The 19,264-nt window shown below is 37.0% G+C and carries 21 protein-coding genes; 10 read left to right on the top strand and 11 right to left on the bottom strand.

Annotation, left to right across the window (positions count from 1 at the left end; translation table 11 throughout):
• The first annotated feature begins 342 nt into the window (after window positions 1–342).
• The 4 genes from ABMA79_RS04855 (at window position 343) to ABMA79_RS04840 (ending at window position 2,776) form a co-directional block, all read left to right on the top strand.
• Window positions 343–837 (top strand): hypothetical protein, encoded by a 495-nt coding sequence (locus ABMA79_RS04855; RefSeq protein ID WP_393090723.1) that lies wholly within the window; start codon window positions 343–345, stop codon window positions 835–837.
• 687 nt (window positions 838–1,524) lie between these two features.
• On the top strand, window positions 1,525–1,863 hold the full coding sequence (locus ABMA79_RS04850) for a hypothetical protein (RefSeq protein WP_393090720.1): 339 nt from the start codon (window positions 1,525–1,527) through the stop codon (window positions 1,861–1,863).
• A gap of 368 nt (window positions 1,864–2,231) precedes the next feature.
• A complete protein-coding gene (locus ABMA79_RS04845; protein WP_393090717.1) occupies window positions 2,232–2,456 on the top strand; it encodes a hypothetical protein in 225 nt (74 codons plus the stop codon).
• Window positions 2,457–2,512: 56 nt separating this feature from the next.
• Window positions 2,513–2,776: a hypothetical protein gene (locus ABMA79_RS04840; protein ID WP_393090714.1), complete on the top strand. Its 264-nt coding sequence runs from the start codon at window positions 2,513–2,515 to the stop codon at window positions 2,774–2,776.
• A gap of 61 nt (window positions 2,777–2,837) precedes the next feature.
• On the opposite strand, the gene ABMA79_RS04835 is transcribed toward ABMA79_RS04840, so the two are convergent.
• The gene (locus ABMA79_RS04835; protein WP_021266608.1) at window positions 2,838–3,167 is read right to left on the bottom strand and encodes a hypothetical protein; all 330 of its coding nucleotides are present in this window, start codon (window positions 3,165–3,167) and stop codon (window positions 2,838–2,840) included.
• Window positions 3,168–3,412: 245 nt separating this feature from the next.
• Here ABMA79_RS04835 and ABMA79_RS04830 point away from each other — a divergent pair, with 245 nt between their 5' ends.
• From ABMA79_RS04830 to ABMA79_RS04820, 3 genes are all read left to right on the top strand, one after another.
• Complete coding sequence (locus ABMA79_RS04830) at window positions 3,413–3,631, top strand: hypothetical protein (protein ID WP_199177525.1); 219 nt, start codon at window positions 3,413–3,415, stop codon at window positions 3,629–3,631.
• A 104-nt stretch (window positions 3,632–3,735) separates the two neighbouring features.
• Window positions 3,736–4,278: a hypothetical protein gene (locus tag ABMA79_RS04825; RefSeq protein ID WP_393090712.1), complete on the top strand. Its 543-nt coding sequence runs from the start codon at window positions 3,736–3,738 to the stop codon at window positions 4,276–4,278.
• Entirely contained in the window at window positions 4,244–4,966 is a 723-nt protein-coding gene (locus ABMA79_RS04820; RefSeq protein WP_393090710.1) for a Fic family protein, read from the top strand. Before ABMA79_RS04825 ends, ABMA79_RS04820 begins: the two co-directional genes overlap by 35 nt.
• Here the strand turns inward: ABMA79_RS04820 and mnmA are convergent.
• From mnmA to ABMA79_RS04805, 3 genes are read right to left on the bottom strand one after another with little or no spacing between them, the layout of a single operon-like run.
• Complete coding sequence (mnmA, locus tag ABMA79_RS04815) at window positions 4,955–6,100, bottom strand: tRNA 2-thiouridine(34) synthase MnmA (RefSeq protein WP_393090707.1); 1,146 nt, start codon at window positions 6,098–6,100, stop codon at window positions 4,955–4,957. The genes ABMA79_RS04820 and mnmA overlap by 12 nt on opposite strands.
• Before the next feature lie 25 nt (window positions 6,101–6,125).
• Complete coding sequence (locus tag ABMA79_RS04810) at window positions 6,126–7,274, bottom strand: M28 family metallopeptidase (RefSeq protein ID WP_393090704.1); 1,149 nt, start codon at window positions 7,272–7,274, stop codon at window positions 6,126–6,128.
• The gene (locus ABMA79_RS04805) at window positions 7,275–8,648 is read right to left on the bottom strand and encodes a hypothetical protein (RefSeq protein WP_393090701.1); all 1,374 of its coding nucleotides are present in this window, start codon (window positions 8,646–8,648) and stop codon (window positions 7,275–7,277) included.
• 161 nt (window positions 8,649–8,809) lie between these two features.
• Here ABMA79_RS04805 and ABMA79_RS04800 point away from each other — a divergent pair, with 161 nt between their 5' ends.
• Together ABMA79_RS04800 and ABMA79_RS04795 are read left to right on the top strand one after the other, a co-directional pair.
• Complete coding sequence (locus tag ABMA79_RS04800) at window positions 8,810–9,985, top strand: DNA cytosine methyltransferase (protein ID WP_392855804.1); 1,176 nt, start codon at window positions 8,810–8,812, stop codon at window positions 9,983–9,985.
• Window positions 9,972–11,009 carry a Ppx/GppA phosphatase family protein gene (locus ABMA79_RS04795; protein WP_392855807.1) on the top strand — a complete coding sequence of 346 codons (1,038 nt, stop codon included), beginning with the start codon at window positions 9,972–9,974 and terminating at the stop codon, window positions 11,007–11,009. The genes ABMA79_RS04800 and ABMA79_RS04795 overlap by 14 nt, the downstream gene beginning before the upstream one ends.
• 1 nt (window position 11,010) lies before the next feature.
• Here ABMA79_RS04795 and ABMA79_RS04790 read toward each other — a convergent pair whose 3' ends face one another.
• From ABMA79_RS04790 to ABMA79_RS04780, 3 genes are all read right to left on the bottom strand, one after another.
• On the bottom strand, window positions 11,011–12,066 hold the full coding sequence (locus ABMA79_RS04790; RefSeq protein WP_392855808.1) for a methyltransferase domain-containing protein: 1,056 nt from the start codon (window positions 12,064–12,066) through the stop codon (window positions 11,011–11,013).
• Window positions 12,067–12,162: 96 nt separating this feature from the next.
• Window positions 12,163–13,968 carry an ABC transporter ATP-binding protein gene (locus ABMA79_RS04785; protein WP_393090699.1) on the bottom strand — a complete coding sequence of 602 codons (1,806 nt, stop codon included), beginning with the start codon at window positions 13,966–13,968 and terminating at the stop codon, window positions 12,163–12,165.
• Window positions 13,968–15,644 (bottom strand): ABC transporter ATP-binding protein, encoded by a 1,677-nt coding sequence (locus ABMA79_RS04780; RefSeq protein ID WP_393055955.1) that lies wholly within the window; start codon window positions 15,642–15,644, stop codon window positions 13,968–13,970. Before ABMA79_RS04780 ends, ABMA79_RS04785 begins: the two co-directional genes overlap by 1 nt.
• Before the next feature lie 48 nt (window positions 15,645–15,692).
• Between ABMA79_RS04780 and ABMA79_RS04775 the strand changes: the two genes are divergently transcribed.
• Window positions 15,693–16,121, top strand: a complete 429-nt coding sequence (locus tag ABMA79_RS04775; RefSeq protein ID WP_393090696.1) for a hypothetical protein — start codon at window positions 15,693–15,695, stop codon at window positions 16,119–16,121.
• On the opposite strand, the gene ABMA79_RS04770 is transcribed toward ABMA79_RS04775, so the two are convergent.
• From ABMA79_RS04770 to ABMA79_RS04755, 4 genes are read right to left on the bottom strand one after another with little or no spacing between them, the layout of a single operon-like run.
• Entirely contained in the window at window positions 16,118–17,272 is a 1,155-nt protein-coding gene (locus ABMA79_RS04770; protein WP_392855815.1) for a hypothetical protein, read from the bottom strand. The genes ABMA79_RS04775 and ABMA79_RS04770 overlap by 4 nt on opposite strands.
• A 42-nt stretch (window positions 17,273–17,314) precedes the next feature.
• On the bottom strand, window positions 17,315–18,097 hold the full coding sequence (locus tag ABMA79_RS04765; RefSeq protein ID WP_392855816.1) for an enoyl-ACP reductase: 783 nt from the start codon (window positions 18,095–18,097) through the stop codon (window positions 17,315–17,317).
• Between the two features lie 9 nt (window positions 18,098–18,106).
• Window positions 18,107–18,517: a 3-hydroxyacyl-ACP dehydratase FabZ gene (gene fabZ, locus ABMA79_RS04760; protein WP_392855817.1), complete on the bottom strand. Its 411-nt coding sequence runs from the start codon at window positions 18,515–18,517 to the stop codon at window positions 18,107–18,109.
• Complete coding sequence (locus ABMA79_RS04755) at window positions 18,517–19,257, bottom strand: SDR family oxidoreductase (RefSeq protein ID WP_392855820.1); 741 nt, start codon at window positions 19,255–19,257, stop codon at window positions 18,517–18,519. The genes fabZ and ABMA79_RS04755 overlap by 1 nt, the downstream gene beginning before the upstream one ends.
• Window positions 19,258–19,264 lie beyond the last annotated feature (7 nt).

Raw genomic sequence — 19,264 nt, 5'->3', positions numbered from 1 at the left:
ATCAAGACTTAAAGTTTTATCAATACATGAAAACATTGCTATGCTAGAAGTTTTAACGCCAATTAAAAATAGTACGAAGTACGAGCTAAAAAACCTAATTCAGTATGAATTCTCAGAGAGTAACTCTCTAGAGGATACATTTGAACTAGAGAGCGCTATATAAATTACACATTAGACAGAGATATTTATAACGATCTTTCTATATAATTGTAATCTTCGCGAGAAATAAAAAACTTAGAATTGATTAAGGAAGCAAGCCAAACCTATTGAAATTTAGAAGCATATTTCACTTTAAATAGTTTTTTTGTTTTCACCGATAAGTTTTACAGTTAGGGAGGAAGTTTGAAGAATATATTTATACGTATTGAGAAGTCATGCTTAGTTATAGCATCTATTGTACTTTTGATTTTTGTTGTAATTTTCGTTAGAGATTACATTTCTTACAGATCAAAAGTAAACTTAGCTGATAAATATTTTCAAATACATAAGAAGTATATAATAGAGAACAGAGATACTACACTTAAAAACGCCCCCCCTGCCTTCAAGAGTCAAGTCGTAAGTGAAATAGTTTGCCTAGAGGAACTCTCTAAGGGAGCATATTTTCTGCCAAAAAGATGCAACTTAGATAGAGACTACCAGCATAGAACAGAAATGTTTAAAAAGTTCCTAGAGGAGATAAACTACGATGATGAAAATATTCTAACTACAAAATCTCACTACCAAAATTCATTTGTCTACGTATGTATATCAATATTATTTACTGTTTTATATTTTGGACTCAAATATTGGCTTACATGGATATTTACAGGAAGATTACCTAAATCAGAAGAAAGTTAAATGTAATAGGCTATCTATAGATTCAGATAAAAACTCTAAGAACGTCTGATAGACAGTCCTTTAGAGTTATTAGTGATGATTAATAATTATGTAGATATTTACTCGTGTTCAGTCCAGCTCTAGGCACCATTTTCAAAACAAATTCCAAATATAATTTTTTAATACATAACTTGCTTAGTTGAAAGCAAGCGTAGCTTGATGGTTTTGGAGGCGTCAATTGCCACGATGGCAAATTGATGCCAAACAAATTCGAGTCACCAGGAGCTGACAAAGAACAAGTCCAGTGCATACCACGGAGTGAGTTACGAGGCAGGAGCCGAGAGTCGGCCAAGTAACGTGTACTGCAATTTTCTACATAAAATAGATCACAAATACCAAACATATTGCTACTAGGCTTAACTAAGCGACTCTACTATAAAAACATAATTAATTGGCACTACAGTAAGATACCGTACAATCAGAAAAGACGACTCATTTTGCACAAATAAAAATTTTCATAACTTATTACCATAGTGCCCTAACAATCAACCGTGAATAGAACTCTTATATTTCGGCAAGGTAGATAAACTACCTTTAATATATATGAATTATGATTAATATCAAAAATTCGACAATTGTAATTTTTAACAAAGCTTCTAAGGTTTCGACATACTCTGACATATAATTATGTGAAACACAGGAGTGAATATGACCAATCACAATAAAGACTATGAAAAAGAGTTTGAGGATATAATCAGAGATATTTTCGATTCAGCTAGATCAGGAGATCCAGCAAAGATAGGTGACACATCTTGTTTTCAAGATAGCTATATAAATGAAGTAAAATCAGGATTAGGCTACGCTCTCTCTTTACTAAAGCACAAGTTTGAAAATCTTCCAGTACCTAACGATGAGATTATTGTTAAAATAGAAGAACAATTCTCTAAGCTATGGTCTGCAGAAAAATGCGCAGAAACAGAAGATATTATAGACGTTATAAATGAAATCAAAGATGAATTTAATACATGCAAAGGATGCCATAAATGAATCGCTTAATCCTTAGGACTTCTCCAATTAAAATTGGTGCAAAGTTTGACTTCAGTGCAATAGCAACATCGTCAAATCAAAAATCTTGGATGAACTTCTGGCTAACCCACTGCAAAAAGCATCCAATATGCTCTTTTATGAATTGTCAGTTAACTCATAATTTAATAGGTACACTACTAAGGGACAACAGAGGTAACACATCTTACATAATTCCATTATGTAGAGGACACTTTAACCTAGTATCTACAGGAAATCATATAACGACATCTGCAAATACATTTTTCGTACGCTACTAAAGTATTAAACATTAGGTAACAAATATATCTTGGATTCACTTTATGAATTTTAAAATCAAATAGGGATAATGAATGATTTGTACAGGAAGAACTACACATGAGCTTATGCAAATAGCATCGTCTGGTGCAAGCTTCGAAATGCTGGCAAGAGGTAGAACAACACATGAATTAATGCAAATAGTAAACGCAGCAAGAACAGGAGGAGCCATTATTTATATCGTTGATGCTAGAGGCTTTACAACACATGAGATTATGCAAATAGGTGCGGCTGGGCGTGGACATGTAGTGTTCAAATAAAGTTCTTATTTAAATGAGAATTAGCTATTAAATTTGAACACGTAAAGGAGATTACGATGAATAAAAAAGAGAAGACGATAGAGGACCTTATAGAAGATATGCTAAATGAACACCACAATTGCCCAAAGGATGGCAAAGTCCCTTCAGAAAACCTCCCGAAACTTATTCAAGGGGTGAAGAAACTTGCTAAAAAAAATAATATAGAGATCCCCGATGATCTATGTGAAAAGGCAAAAGAGGCAATTGCCAATAAAGGCCTCGTACTGGGTCCAAGCGGTATAACTATAAACGACTTAAATACCAAAGAAAAAAAGAAGTGATACTCCAATAATGATAAGAAACCTTAAAAACTTATCTAGAATATGGGTTACATAATAGGTATCAGACTTTTCTTTTAGCAGTCCCAATATCATCAAGATAGAACTTAAGTCTTTGCTCAATTTCTTCAAGGGCCGCAAGGCGAATTTCGATGGCCGTATTACATGAGCGGCGAGTTTTGATTGATTCGATTCCCTCTTTAGAAGGGATATTCATAACTGGTCTTTTTTCTTTTTCTTGTTCTAAGGCCACCTGTTCTTCAAATTCTTCAATAAGCTTATTTAGAGGTGTCGGTGCCTTAGCAGTACGATCTTCTACAGGAAAATGCTTTGATGCTGGAAACATCACTAGAACATCGTTTTCTGATTTTGTGTTTGATTCAATTTGTTTCATTAATTTCAATTCCTCATAATAAGCTTTTATAGCGTTCAATTGTCGTCGCTATTTATAAAGCATAACCTAGGCCAAGATTTTTTGGGATAACCCATGTAAATTTGGAAGGTTACAAAAATTGAACGTCAATTATTTGGTCAGGCAAGCTGTTCATTAGACAAATTTTTCTCGCAATATCAAACACTTAGTCACATTTTGTTTAGTTCCTAACTTGCGAGATATCATGAGCGTGGTACAATATTGGAGTGAAAAGAATCAACTGTATGCAATGCAAATATTATTTTAGTACTTGGGACAAGGATGCTCCTCGCGGATGTCGTAAATTTAATATGAAATCCACAAATATGCCTTACATCCTCGTTCGCCAATCAAGTGGTTCGGATTGCAGCTTCTTTGAACAAAAAGAACACTTAAAGAAGAAAAAGAGTAAATTAGACGATCTTAATGACCCGAGCCTGTGGTAATCGATATATATCAAATTAGTATAAGAACTATTCCATAATACTATTTCTAATATAAATAAAAACATCATATATAAGCCTCATCAATCAAGTATGTGAGGTGCAAAATGAAAAAAGAGATCCTATTAACGTCATTAATTATGATGAACCCTGTAGCAAACCTACAAGCAAAAGAGATTACTGAAGTCAGAACACAAATGCTTTCAAGTTATGAAACCCTGGCCAATTTATCATTTGAGTCTAATAGGTCTTTCGATGGCCACTATTGGACATATAATGATGAACTAAATGATGCCACTAAACACTATCGTAAATTCAAATGGGCAATCGAGATTAGAGACAATAGTGATGAAACGATGACTCATACTGATAATGAATTAAAAATGGAGTATTTCTTGGTTCTTCATAAAGTATTTGAAGATGGATATATTGTGAGTTCTGAAAGTGAATTCCGTGTTGATCGTTTAACAAGTAAAAGGTTCAAGCTATATAACTGTGATTCATCACTTAATTGCCAAAGTGATTACGCCAATACAGAAATGATTCTTGAGAATATCGGAGATGAGAAAGTTCTTCTCATTAAGAATCTTAAGTATGTATTTTCACAAGATGATTATGAAAATGTTTTCTTCATTCAAACTAAGAAATAGAAAGAAATTTGTGAATTCAAAAGAAGTTCTAGAATATTTGTTAACTCCCCTTGATCAATCTCAAGGGGATATTTTTAAAGAAGTAATTCGTGAGATCGAGCAATTAGAGATTCGTTTAATAGCATCGACGAGTCCTAATTGGGCCAAGCTTGCTAAATCTCGCCTGCTCTCTTCTAACACTGCTTCAAGAGCAATTGATGATAGCTTAGCAAGATGGGATGAGGCCAATCGTTACATCAGCGAATGTATACAAGATGAAAAGAAGCTTAGCTTTGAGATCATCACGAAAATTAACTCCATCTACAATGCTAAGAATTCGAAAATCAGAGAAACTCCTATCTACGGGGGTGGTATTGAGTTCATAAGGCCACAATATCTAGAGGAAGCAAAAGTGCTCATTATAGATAAACTCTTAAGTGATGTCGATATGTGCTTTTATGAGAAGGCCTTTCACCTGTATCAATGGATCGTAAGTCTTCATTTCTTTGATAATGGAAATGGCCGAACTTCAAGGCTATGCGCTGATTATATTCTCATGCAAAACGGAAAGCTTCCTATATGCTTCCAGTCGAGCGTACGTTCTCATGTGGCGCAAATGCTTGAGGATAGAAAGGTGAACAAAGAAGATAAATATCTTAGTTTCTTAAAAGCAATAAAGCGAAGTTATGAAATTGTCTTAGAGATCTGAGTCTGGCAGCTCAATACCTTGTTCATAATAAGTTGGCCCAGCTTCTTTAATCATTCCACCGCCAAGACACACTTCCTCACCTTCTATATTAGTATAGAAGACAATCGATTGGCGTTTTGCAATAGCACGCTGAGGAGTATCAAAGTCAACTCTTACAAAGTCTTCAGAAACTTCAGTGATTGTACACTCTTGATCTTTTTGACGATAGCGAATCTTGGCCTTTAGCTTCATCCCAGCTTCAGGCCAAAATTCTTCATCAACCCATGAAAGATCAGTCGCCGTTAGGTAGTCAGCGTATAAAGCGCCATGCTTTTCACCACGTTCAACGATAACAACATTTCGTTCAGTGTCTTTACCAACAACAAACCAAGGCTCACCTGGGCCTCCAAGGCCTAGGCCCTTTCTTTGGCCAATCGTATAGAAGGCACTACCGCTATGGCGGCCAACTTTGGTTCCATCAAGAAGTTCGAAATCCCCTTCTTTGATATGAATATAATTTGATAGGAAGTTTTTGAAATTTCTCTCACCAATAAAACAGATTCCAGTTGAGTCCTTCTTATCGTGAGTAATTAGATCATACTTCTTTGCAATCTCTCTTACTTGCGGCTTTTCAATGGCACCGACAGGAAAGAGAACTTTATCAAGAACTTTTGATTTGATTGTATAGAGGAAGTAAGTTTGATCCTTATTATTATCAAGGCCTTTGATAAGCTTTGATTTTCCATCAATTTTCTTTGTCTGGCAGTAGTGTCCTGTTGCAAGATAATCTGCACCAAGTTCCATGGCCTTATTAAAGAAGACCTTAAATTTGATTTCACGATTACAAAGAATGTCTGGATTAGGAGTAAAACCTTGTTCGTATTCTTCAAGGAAATTTGCAAAGACGTTATCACGGTACTCTTTAACAAAGTCCACAGAATAGTATGGGATATCAAGCTTTTCACATACGGCCACAACATCTTCAAATTCAAGAGATGCCTTACAATTTCCGTTTTCGTCTTGTTCTTCCCAATTTTTCATGAACATGCCAATGACGTTATAGCCCTGCTCTTTTAATAGAGCAGCACACACAGAAGAATCCACTCCTCCGCTCATTCCGACAATGACTGTTTTTCCGTTACCTACATTTTCCATGAGCCTTATTTAGCACATTTACGTACTAGAGGTCTAGTGCCCATGAAGCAATGGACATGGCAATATTATTGGTGGCGTGATGTAAAGTCTTAATATTGAGTGAGTTCACATGGTCCGCAGGAGTGTGGATGCGAGCTGCATTTGAATCACTCTCCCAATTCTGAGTAAAGACAACACTTGGGATATTAAACTTTTGAAATGATGTATTATCGCCATAGACAAAATCATAAGGACTTACCTTGAATTCCACTCGAAATGTTCCCTCTGATGACTTCGCGTAAAATCGTTGTGCGATAGATTTTTCGGCCTTATGAAGGCCAGAGCTTGCAGGAGAATAATAGAGCTTCATATTTCCAAGCTTTTGCTCCTTATCTTGAGTCATTGTATCGTAACCAAGCATAACGAGTTCAACATAAGAGTAGACGCGAATTCCTTTTTCTAGATTAAGGTTCTTTACATAATCATATGAACCTAAGAAACCATTTTCACCGTAGTCAAAAAAGACCACGCGAACAGTTTTTTCAAGATCAAGTTCTGCAAGGATATTAATTAAGCTTAAGGCGGCAACAACCCCTGAGGCATTATTGTCTGCACCAGGTTGGCGTCCTTTATTGACGACCTTAAAATTCTTTAAGTCGTAAGCTGCGGTATCGTAATGAGCACCGACAACGATGACTTCATTTGGATTCTTTATCCCCTTCTTTTCCCAGACGATATTGTAACCATTTGTGGACTTGAGTCCATCGACTTGTTGAATCCTCTCATTAGTAAGCCTTTGCCACTTCTTTAAATTGGCAGCACTCAATTTATCTTTTGATGCGGCCAAGTCCTTCCTAAAAAGTTCTTTTGCATATTCAATATCTGGAACGAATTTAACCGTTTTAAGAGAAGTATTATTTTTTCGTACATTACTTTCGATATAGCTAACAATATAATCCTGTGCTGTTTTGTGTCCACTTGTCCCCACAAAACGATTAGGCCTAGTTTCCTTAACAAAGCTATTGATAAGCGCCCCAATATCTTTTTCAGAATTCTTTGAAACAGCATAATAAAGAGAGCGTAACTTCTTTGGCGATCTCTTACTTTTAGAAAGTTTATATGTGTCTTTAAAATTTTTAAATTCTTTAGCTGTCACAGAAAGTGACATTGATAATGCGATAATTAAATACTTCATTTAAAACCCTAGTTCTCTTTTCTTTGGACGAGATTGTGCTTCTTCGTTTTCTTCTTTTTGTTTCTTATTTAGTGGTAGACGGTAGAATTCACCTTCGATGAATTGCCCTGTTTGAAAAATTTTGGCATGGCCAATGACTTTAGCACTCGGCCCATTCTTTGTTAGGAAGACGAAATGATCACCTCTAAAGTGGATCCCAGAGGCCTTGTCATCAAGATCGAAATAGATATTGCCATTATTTAAAAGATAAAGATTTCCCTTATAAGCATCACCTGTTGAACTAATACGACAGTAGCACTCTACCGGCTTTGAAGTGTCCACAACTTCGTAATTAACAAAGTGATTTCCAACAATTCGCTCAAATGTTAATTCTTTTGCCTTTGCGACGTAGATAAAACCGCGAGACATATTAATTGACACAATTTTGCTATCAGGAACCTTCGGTTTGTTATCGAAAGTCTTATACTGCATTTGCCCCAAATAATATTGGTGCTGGCCTTTATGCTCACCGACAACACTGTCATCGTCATGAAGATAGATTGTATTTTCCTTGATAAAGCCTGGTGCAATATAGCGATCAGTTAATTCTATGATTTCTTCGCTTGCATAGGCCTGGGCCCTTAGGCTCGCCTTCTTATCATGTTCGGCCCGACTAATCGTTTTAGAATCAACAAGCTGTCCGATTTTATCAACTTCAGAAGTTTTTAAATCGGCCAAGGGTAGAATTAGATGTGACATTATTTCATCATTCGCTTGAATCAATAAGTGACAGTCGTTTTTAATCGGATCATTTGGTGCACTTAAAACAAAGCGGTTTTGAACAGGGATAACCTTACAGTAATGGCCCGTTGCAATCTTTGTGGCCTTTAAAACAGCAAGCTTTGAATAGAGGGTTTCCAGAACAAGCGTTGCCTTATCAATTGTTGGGTTGGCCCAGACACCTGCAACACGACTTTCAAGTAATTTTGAAATAACTCTTTCCTCAAAAGCGCTAGAAGCACTTGTCACGTAGAAAGGAATGCCGATTAAGCGACAAATATCGCGAATTTTCTCTTCTGATTCACTGGCCCATGGTGCAAAAATATTATTTATTTTTTTTAGCCACGTGATCTTTTCAAAATGCCTATAGGCTTCAAGTTGTTCTTCATCACCACGAAGTTCTTCAGGTAGTTGCCCTTCAGGAGTTAATTTCGCTTTAAATTGCTCCACTAGTGATTCGTCTTCACTTGTTATACGCTCAAAAAATGAGATATTTACGCCAATACATTCGTGTCCCTGCTTCTTTAAAAGCAGTGCAGTAACGGCCGAGTCAATACCGCCATCCATACCGACGATAATCCTCTCTTTCTTCATTTCTTTCTTAGCGAATTGCATAATTAAATTATAAGTGATTTTGAAAATTTAAACAGGGTAAATTTAATTTTATCGATAACTTTATCCCACTAAAAGCCTCATATATTCATTGACATAACTCAACGCAAAATCAGATAATATTCATTCACGACGCAATAACACACGAGGACACAACACAGATTATGAAAACGAGTAAGGGTAATAGTAAAAGAAGCAAGAAGCTAAAATTTATTGATATCTTTTCAGGCGCAGGGGGATTCTCTTGTGGACTTGAGATGGCAGGCTTTGAATGTGTCATGGGAATTGACTTTAACAAGCATGCGATGGATACATTTGCACTTAATCACAAAAAAGCTTTCCCATATTGTGGTGATATCTCAAAGCTTACGAATAAGAAAATTAAAGAAGTTCTTGGTGATACTGAAGTTAACCTAGTTGTTGGAGGCCCTCCATGCCAAGGTTTTTCAACAGTAGGCCCAGGAAACCCTGATGATATCAGAAATAAGTTATTCCTTGAGTTCGTAAGAGTCGTTAAGCTTACAAACCCTGAGTTTGTCGTTATTGAAAACGTAACAGGTCTTCTTGCTAAGAAGAATGAGGCCACACTTAAGGCAATCTTTAAGAAATTCAACTCTCTAGGATACAACCTTGATGTAAAGGTCATGAGCTCACAAAATTATGGTGTACCAGAAAAGAGACGCCGTACAATTTTCATTGGTAGCCGTATTAATGAGAAAGTTGAATTTCCAAAAATTACACACGATACAATTATTGCAAAAACTTTTCGTCCACCAGTAACTGTTGGTGAGGCCCTAAGTGATATTGAAACAAAGAAAGGTGAAATTTTAAATCACGATCTTGATAGTGCAAAAATTAAGTCTAAACTAGATCTAAAACGTATTAAGCGTATTCCAGAAGGAAAAGGGATTCGTTACGAAAAAGATGAGAAGATGTACCTTACGCCATCTTTAAAACTAGGCGTCGACTGGAAGACAATGCGAGAAGGTCGCTTTAGACAAACAAAGTATCAGAGACTTGATTCAAAGAGTGTATCTCCGACAATCATGACTCACCGTCATAGCTACTACCACCCTACAGAGCATCGCTACCTTACTCAAAGAGAAGCAGCAAAGATTCAAAGTTTTCCAAATCACTTTGAATTCTGTGGGCCAATCTCTGCTCAGTGGAGACAAATTGGTAATGCCGTTCCACCACTTATGGGGAAGGCCATTGGTAGCGCAATTAAGAAAATGCACAATGCCTACCTAAAAACAGCAGTAGACGGTAAGGTAAAAAAGAAAACAAAAGTTAAGTCAATAATTGATGATGTCCGAGGAGGAGCATTTGTCTATCGCTAGAATCTCGACATTATTTTTACTTCTACTAAGCCTTTCTTGTGCAAGTCATACAGAGTCAGTAAAACTTGAAACAACAAGTTGTCACACAAAGAGAGCGGCCATCGATCTAGGCTCAGGTTCGACTAAGTTAGTTGTCGGACTGGTTGATACATGTCGCGGTATGGTTGAGGGAATTCTTTTTGAGGCGCAAAGAGCTGTTCCTCTTAAAGATCAATTACAAGCTTCAGATGACAATGAATTTAATGAAGAAATGCAAAATCGTCTTAGAGATGTTTTTGACGAATTCAAATACCTAGCAAAGAACGAAGGTGCAAATGATATTAGAGCTGTGGCCACATCTGCATTTCGTACGGCAGATAATGGTGGTGACGTAGCTGATCTATTAAAAGAGCAAACGGGAGTTGACCTTGAAATTATCTCTCAAGAGCAAGAGGCCAAGTTTGCATATTCGGCAGCACTTTCAAAACTTAAGTCAATGAATGTTTCTCAAAAACCACCTATTGCAATTTGGGATATCGGTGGTGGAAGTATGCAAATAACTAAGCCAGTTGATGCAAAAGGTGAAAAGACACAAGTTGCGCTTTTAAAAGTAGCATCAGTTACTTTTAAAAACCTTGTACTTAAAGAGTTTTATCCAAAAGGAACGAAGACACCAAATCCACTAAAAGAAGAACGTGCCCTTAAGGCGATGGACCTTGCAAGAATTACGGCAAAAGACCAACTTAGCGAATTTGGAAATTTAAAAGATTATCAAGTTTACGGCGTTGGTGGTGTTCACTACTTCAGTATTGGTGGACAATTTAAAAAAGCAAATCGCGTCTACAACCAATCAACACTACTAGCAAAGCTTCTTGAAAGAGCAAAGCTTACTGACAAAGAAATTAATAGTAAGTATGCATCAACTGATGTGACAAATATGGCCCTTGTTCTAGGCTTCATGCAAACACTTAAGGTTGATGAAGTTAAGCCTATCAAAGTAAATATGGCCCACGGGCTTCTGATCAATCCAGCTTTCTGGAACTAGATTAATTAGTTTTAAAGATACAAAGGTTACCTTCATCGACAACAGTCGGTGAGGGCCAGCCATTTTCCTCGGCCATGCTACTTAGCCAAATATTCGCATTTCCCTTTGTCACAATAGTCACTTCTTTATGACGACTTATCTCTAGGATTTGCTCTAAAATATATCCATATGTTTCTTTAGAGAATGGATCATAAAGATAGTAAATATCAGCAATAGGAATTGAAAAAGACTTAAGTGAAAGGTCTTGAACTTTAAAAACTAAATTATCTTCTAAGCCTAACTCCTCACAAGCATTATTAGAAACTTCAACACGGTGAGGAACATATTCATATCCGACAAAGTCAAGATCTGGCCTCATAAGAGAGCAAACTAGGCCTACGCGTCCATAACCAGAGCCAAGATCTACAATAGAGCTGCCCTTAGCGGCGTCAATTTGATCAAGTGCCAGTAATATCGTGGAATAACCTGATTGAACACCAATGCCGGCCCTTTGATAGAGTCGCTCTTTTGTTTCATGGTCATATTCCATTTCTTGATCCAGTTTATAATTGAGATCGAAAATATCATCCAGATTATCAAAAGTTCGATAAAGATTTGGCCCTTGGTGGCCCATCTCCTGATTACGCCCCTCTTGATCTTTTTCTTCTTTGATAAAGAAATCACTCATTGTATTTAAAGAGTGAATAAGAAATTCTTTCTGATCTGATCCAGCTTTATCAATGATTGATTCTAAGATCTTAGCTTCAATATTTTTAGAGCGCTTCTTTATATCTTTTAATTTACTTGGCCCACTTTCAACAAGGAATTCACTAAGGAATGAGACGGCCTCTAATTCATCATCAAAAAGTGGCGTTATGAAATTCTTATAAGAAGTCACTTGCCCATTTTTCTTATCTTCTTGTTTTTGCAACCAAAGCTCATCTTTAAGAAAGTCCATAACTGTCACTAAGAAAGCAGAGTTTGTGTAGAGAGATGCAAGTTGTATAGGTGAAAACTCAGTCGTGTCACCTTTCTTACCTTCTAGTAAATTTAAGAACATTAATTCAGATATACTCATCTCGCCTCCATGGTGTTTAACTAAAACGATCATGGTTGCAAAGCATGAGCCTCTTAAAGTATTTAGATCATAGCTTTATAATGGCCCTAAGTAAAATTAGAGGCCATTATTAGAATTAGTCGCTTGTGTGAGGTTATAGAAGATCCCCTTTTGAAGCATTAGATTATCTGGAGTATCGAATTCGGCCAGCCTACCATCTTTAAAAACTAGAATTCTATCACACTCTTTAATTGTATCGAGTCTGTGAGCAATGAAGAATGATGTCTTTCCTTCCATCACATTATGAATTCCGTCATGAAGAATCTTTTCAAAATATGGATCAACATGTGCTGTGGCCTCGTCCAAGATGAGAATATTAGGATTTTGTAAACATACGCGTGTAAGAGAGATCACTTGTTTCTCCCCCGCAGATAGGTTTGATCCACCATCTTTTAAGACACTGCCTAAGGTAAGCTTTGAATAGCTCATTACCTTACTCATTCCAGTCTTATCACAAATTGAAAGAATATCTTTATCTGTTAAATCAGGATTTACAGAGAGATTTTCTCTGAGTGTTCCATCGAAGATAATAACATCTTGTGAAACAATTCCAATCTGATCACGGTAGTGATCAATATCTAACTCTTTAAGGTTTTGGCCATCGATTAAGACCTCACCTTTTTGATAATCATAAAGACGAGAAAGAACAGCAACCGCCGTCGTTTTCCCTGAACCAGTTGGGCCGACAATCCCAATTTTTTCACCCTTGTGAATTTTAAATGAAATATCATTTAAGGCCGTACTGATTTCATTATAGCCCATGATAACGTTCTTAAACTCAATTTCACCATTGATCTTATGATGTCTATTATCATATTGATCAAAGACTTCTCTTTCTGTTTCAACCTCTATGAAGTTTGCGACACGATTAACACTTGTAAAGGCCGTTATGATATTGGCCATTTCTCTAAAAAGAGAAAGCACGGGCCAGAAAAACCTCTCACAATAGCGCATCAGCGCAATGAATAGAGCAAGAGTAAGTGTGCCATCTAAGTACGCATTCCCCCCAAACCAAACGAGGATGAGAAGTGGAAGCCCACATAGGAAAGACAACATTGGCATAGTTAGGGCGTAGTATGAATTTGCACTTAATTGTACAACCTGTTGTTCATTAACTGCTGACTTAAAGTTATCATAAGACCAATCTTCTACTCCAAAAGAGCGAATCACATGGATTCCATCAATATACTCCGAAAGTTTAGAGTTAATATTTGATGAGTACTTACTAATGGCCCTATTAAGAGATCCGATTTTATCACGAGTAACAATTAGAAAGATGACCGCAGGAATCATCCCAGAGATAACCATTAGTCCAATTTTAAAATCTGTTATAAGCATTGCTGTTGCCGATGAGATAATCATTAGAACAGAAATGGCCAGGCGTCCAAGAGAGCTTGTAAAGAATTTCTCAATTCCTTCCACATCGTGAGTCATACGCGTAACAATACGTCCCTGAGGCCATGAATCGAAGAACTTTAATGGTAAGTGGGATAGTTTTTGAAAAAGACGATCTCTAATCTTTAAGATGACATAACTCGTTTGCACAATTAAGTAACGACGGCCCACGTAGTGAATAAGTACACCACCCAACTCAAGAGCCAATACATAGATGGCCCATTTCTTGGCGAGTTCCCAATTTGACTTGGCAAGCCCTTCACCAACTAATACCCCAAGAGCATGACCAGATAGCATCGAAAAAACAGTGAATGTTATAAGCATGAGAATCGACACTAAAATTTTTAGACGATACCCTTTGGCAAACTTAAATAAAAAGGCCGTTGTTTTTAAGGCCGAATGCCCTTGCTCCTTATGCTTCGATTCCTCTTGATCATCTTGTGCTAGAAATTGTTTTGCATCACTCATTACTTGGCCCCTGCTTCAATACGATCTAAATTAATCACCTTCTCGCAATACTTGAGAGTTGATTCTCTATGGGCAACCCAAACAAGAGTTGACTCTGGCAGGTATTTATTAATATTTGATAAAATTGTTTCTTCAGTAACAGTATCAACTGCTGATAAACAGTCATCTAAGAGTAAGATCTCTGGTTTTCTCACAAGAGCACGAGCAAGAGTAAGTCTCTGTTTTTGTCCACCAGATAGGTTAACACCCCACTCTCCAAGTTGTGTATCAAGGCCATCATCAAAGCCTTCAATATCGCTCTTAAGGCCTGCTATTTCTAAAACTTGCCATAGAACTTCATCATCAAAATCTTGATCCATTAAGATATTATTTCGAATAGAGTCTGCAAAGAGAAATGACTTTTGGTGAACCATGGTAATATGGGACCTTAAAAATTTATGGCCATACTCATTAAAAGGACGCCCGAAGAACGTTACTTCTCCGCGAATATCTCGTTCTAGTCCACTTAGAATATTTAAGAGAGTCGTTTTTCCAGTACCAATCTGACCGATAATACCGATACGCATACCACGCTTCACTTCGAGATTAATATTTGAAAGAATATCGTTTCCTTCATCATATTTAAAACTTAAGTTCTTGAGATTAAAAACCGTATCACCAGTTAGCTCATGTTCCACTTTCTTATCTAGTAAGTACTCTTCTTTTAAATGAGTATAGATTTCGGCCAGACGTCTTAGAGAAGTAAAAGACTTTCTCCAGTCTGAAATAATATATCCAAGTTCCATAAGTGGATCTTGTAAAAGGAGAACAAGGCCTTGGATAGCAACAAACTCCCCAACTGTAATTTCACCCTTCATAAGAATGCTAAAACCGTAAGTAAATAGAATAATATAGGTTGCAAATGATGCTAGTCCTGAAGAAGGAATATAGAGCATTGACGTGTTATTGGCATCTAGACGCATTTTACGATACTTCTGAGCACCAGCAAATAAGCGCTTGTACCAGAAAAAGGCCGTATTTCCGAGTTTTTGAAGCCTGACTGTTGAGATGGCCTTTGAAGTTTCATCATTAAAATATGAAAGATAATCTTGGGCCACATCGTAGCGCTCCATTTCAATTGTTGAAATATAGCGAACGAGAATTGGAACGATTAATAATGCCAGTACAGAAATAATCGTAATATGCACATTAATCATAAAAAGAGAAATAACAGTAAATAAACCTAAAAAGAGTACATCCGCAGCACCAACAAGTGTGAAGCCAAAAACAAAACGGGCCTGTCCAACATCACTATTGGCGGCACTCATAAGAATCCCCTTAGGATATTTATTAACGAGAGTGTCCATCGAAAAGTATTGGGCATTTTGCCAGATGTCGTCTTTTAAAAAGCCACCAGCATGATGAGTTTGTCTTCCTAAAAAGATACGCCAACCAACACGGCCAAAGTAGAGCATAACCCTAGAAAATAAAACTACTGAGAATATATAGAAGAATTTATGCCTTAAATCATCACCAGTAATGAAATAGTCAATTGTCCAAGAAGGCATCGTTTTATTCGTAAAGAAGTCAACGACATCTCCCATGGCACGAGAGTAAAATACCTGACAAATATTACAAACTACTATTGATATAATCCCTAAGAAGTAAGCTGATTTTTTGCGGCGTAAGTAATTCAACCAAATTTTATAGTGCATAGTCATTGCAAAATATTATATGATTTAAAAATGAGATTTCATATTCTTTTATTGTTAATATTTTCTGTCACATCACCAATCCACGCCGAGCTTGCAGAGTTTGACTCAGGTCCAGGTAACGCAAAAATATTTAGGATTGATGCTCTTGAAAATTACGTCAAGAAAATCAGAGAAGAAATAAGTCGCGTCGAAACAGGTATGGATGACAAAATGGGCAAAGAGCTTAAGACTCTAAAGGCCCAACTTGAAGAGCTAAAGAATAAAGAAACTAATATGGACGGGCTCAAGGTTATCGAAGATCGCCTAAATAAGCTGGAATTAAAACATGCTGATGATGTAAAGAAGATGCAGGCCGACTTTAGAAATCTTCAACAAAATATCGATCAATCACTATTGGACTTATCAAATAAGATCCTACAGCGAATACAGGTTTTCGAAAAATACCTTCAAAAGCCCTAGTGTGAACAGTGTCGATATTCATTTTCGACTACTTTTAACTTCTTAGCGATCGTTGGCTGAGTTAAATATATTGAAGTTAATCTTCTCTCATTTGAGACGTAAGAAGAGCCCTTTCTTAGCTCTTTATCTAAACAAAGCTCACTTCGTAAATTATCAACAGCAATGCCACTGTGTGCGACGACTTCAGCACTAAACCAGTCAGCAAAGACTTCATCGAGTTGATCTCTTTGCTTTCCAGGAAGTGGATAGAGCGAACGATTACATGTAGGGTTTGCTAAGAGGTTATCTCCAACTTCTTTAGTTAGTACTTTATTTTGAACTAAGAACTTTAGTTGTGAATCATCTCTATACTTGGCACCCGCACTAGTTGAATTCCTTAAACATTTTTGAATGGATTCAAAAGGATTCTTGCTCTTATAATAACCAGAGTAACGACAGCTATCAAAAGAGTGAGCAATCTCGTGTGCCATTAGACTTACTAGAGTTGCACGATACTTGGCAAAAGCAAAATTTAACCCTTCAAGTCCGATATTAATTTCATTAGTCTTAGGATCATAAGCAAGGCCCCATTCTAAAAAGTCACGGGGTGCCTCGGCCACCTTAGTTCCTTTAACTTTCATTGGTATGAAAACTTTTATGGCCTTAACCTTATTTTCGATTTCATTATATGCCTTAGACTTACCAAGCTGAATCTTTAAAACAGAAAGGGCACTTTTCTTGGCCAATTTTAAACTATTTTCTAATAAGGCAATCTTCTTCTTTGTATAAAGCTCAGAAAAAATCTCACTTAACTCTTTATCAAGTAAGTCCTGAATAACTTTCGGACGGTCTTTAAATGTCCCAGAAGAAAGAACGATATTTTCGATATAGTAGAGTCGCCACTGCTTGGCCACATTGACGGGATCGTTAACATCAAGTTTTCGACGCTTAATCCAACTCGTCACAACAGGGCTTTTCTTAGCAATTAAGCTTCCAAGTGCCTCGTCTGCAACAGCGGCAATAGGCTTTGAGTTGGCAAGATCGACCTTAAGCTTTGCAATTTCGTTGTATATCGCCTCATCTTTTTCAAAGCTGACTTTCTTACAATAAGAGTTGTAGGTAGGGTTAGCAAAGAGGCCGATTGAAATAAAAAAGGGGAATAAAAACTTCATTCCCCTATTATAGCTTAAAAAAATTAAATGGATTGTATGGACTTATTTACCGGAAACAACCGCTTGATCAAAGTGGTTAGAACGCATTCCGCAGTCCACTAAAATCCCCGCAGCATTAACACCACTAGAAGCATTAGATAATAAGAACGCTACCGTATTGGCCACTTCTTGTGTTTTAAGTGCTTCCTTTCTCATCGTAAGCTTTTCAGCAAAGATATAGTTATCAATATAACCAGGAATTCCAGCAGAGGCCGAAGTCTTTAATGGCCCTGAACAAACACTATTAAAACGCACGCGTGAGAACTCACTGAAGCTTTTTGCCAAGTAAGAACAAGTCGTTTCAAGCATTGACTTAATAGGGCCCATATAACCATAAGAAGTTGCCTTTGTATCAGAAATTGAAATCGTCACAACTGATGCATCTTGATTAAAAAGAGATGATAATTCATTTGAAAGCTGCACTAGAGAGAAAGAAGAAATCTGAGTCGCTTGTGCAAAGTCTTCCCAAGAAGTCTCATGAAAAGGTTTTGGATTAGCTAGGTTTGCAAAGGCAATTGAATGAAGCATTCCATCCAATTTTACTTCATCATTTTTCAAATTAACGGCAAGTGCCTTAATTTGATCGGCACTGGTTACATCAACAAGGTAGCTCTTTGACTCTGGAAAGAGCTTTGAAAGTTTGGCCTGGTGATCTTCACTTTGAACAGTGAATATACACTTACCACCATTGTCGATGATTGTTTTTGCACTGAAGTAAGCAACACTTTTCTTATTTGCAACACCAGTGATTAGAAATAACTTATTTTCAAAATTTAAAAAACTCACTTTATACCTTTATACTTTTGCACATGTAAATTCGATTGAAAGAACGGCCTTACCTGCAACCTTTGTTTTCCCTTTGAAGTAGAAAGCATTAGAGATTTGTTCAGTAAGTTCAACTTCCATCACTAGCTCATCACCAGGACGAACCATATTTTTGAATTTTGCATTTGATACTTTTGCAACGACACCTAGTCCACCATCAGCACCAGCGGCCATCAGACACGCGCCAGATTGAAAAAGTGCTTCTTGCAGAAGAACACCAGGCATAATTGGGTTACCAGGAAAGTGACCTTTAAAAAAGTCCTCATCACCAGTAACTTGATAGCTAGTTACAATTTTATTTCCCTCACGCTCAACAATTTTATCAACAAATAAAAAAGGCTCGCGCTGTGGAATGAGATCTTTAACATTTAGTTCGCTCATTACAGTCCACCAGTTACTTCAAGTGATGCACCTGTAATATAGGCCGCTTCTTTAGATGCTAGGAATTGAACAGCATGAGCAACTTCAGAAACCTTTCCAAATCTCTTTAGAGGAACTTGCTTCTTGTATTCCTTAACTTGCTCAGCAGGAAGATCAGCAATTAGTTCTGTTTCAATGAAGCCAGGGCATACATTATTAATCGTAATTCCTTTCTTACCAACTTCTTTAGAAATTGATTTACTCATAGCAATTTGACCTGCTTTAGAAGCAGCATAATTTGCTTGTCCCGGAAGGCCTAGGCTTCCACCAACAGAGCTCATATTAATGATTCGGCCATATCTCTTTGAAAGAAAGTGATTCACTGCTCTCTTTGTCATTAAAAATGTACCAGTTAAGTTGATATCAAGAACACGTGCCCAATCTTCATCTGGCATAATAGGAGATAAATTATCCTTTCTGATACCTGAGTTGTTCACAAGAATATGAATCTGCTCAAACTGCTCATTCATACGATTCCAAAAAGCTTCAACTTCAGAAGCATTTGATACATCAAAGGCCTCAAGAAAGAGATTTTCTCCCAACTCGCCTAATTGCGCCTTAAACGCATTGGCCGCATCATGATTTCCAGCATAAGTAGCAACAACGCGTGCTCCACTCTTTAAGAAAGCTTCAGTGATTCCACGTCCAATCCCGCGAGTACCACCAGTAACAATTGCAACCTGATCTTTAAAATCAAACATATTTATT

The sequence above is a fragment of the Halobacteriovorax sp. HFRX-2_2 genome (assembly GCF_043196705.1).
In the GTDB taxonomy this organism is placed as follows: Bacteria; Bdellovibrionota; Bacteriovoracia; order Bacteriovoracales; family Bacteriovoracaceae; genus Halobacteriovorax_A.
The sequence above is the reverse complement of the archived record's forward strand: the minus strand, read 5'-3'. Positions and strand labels throughout refer to the sequence as shown.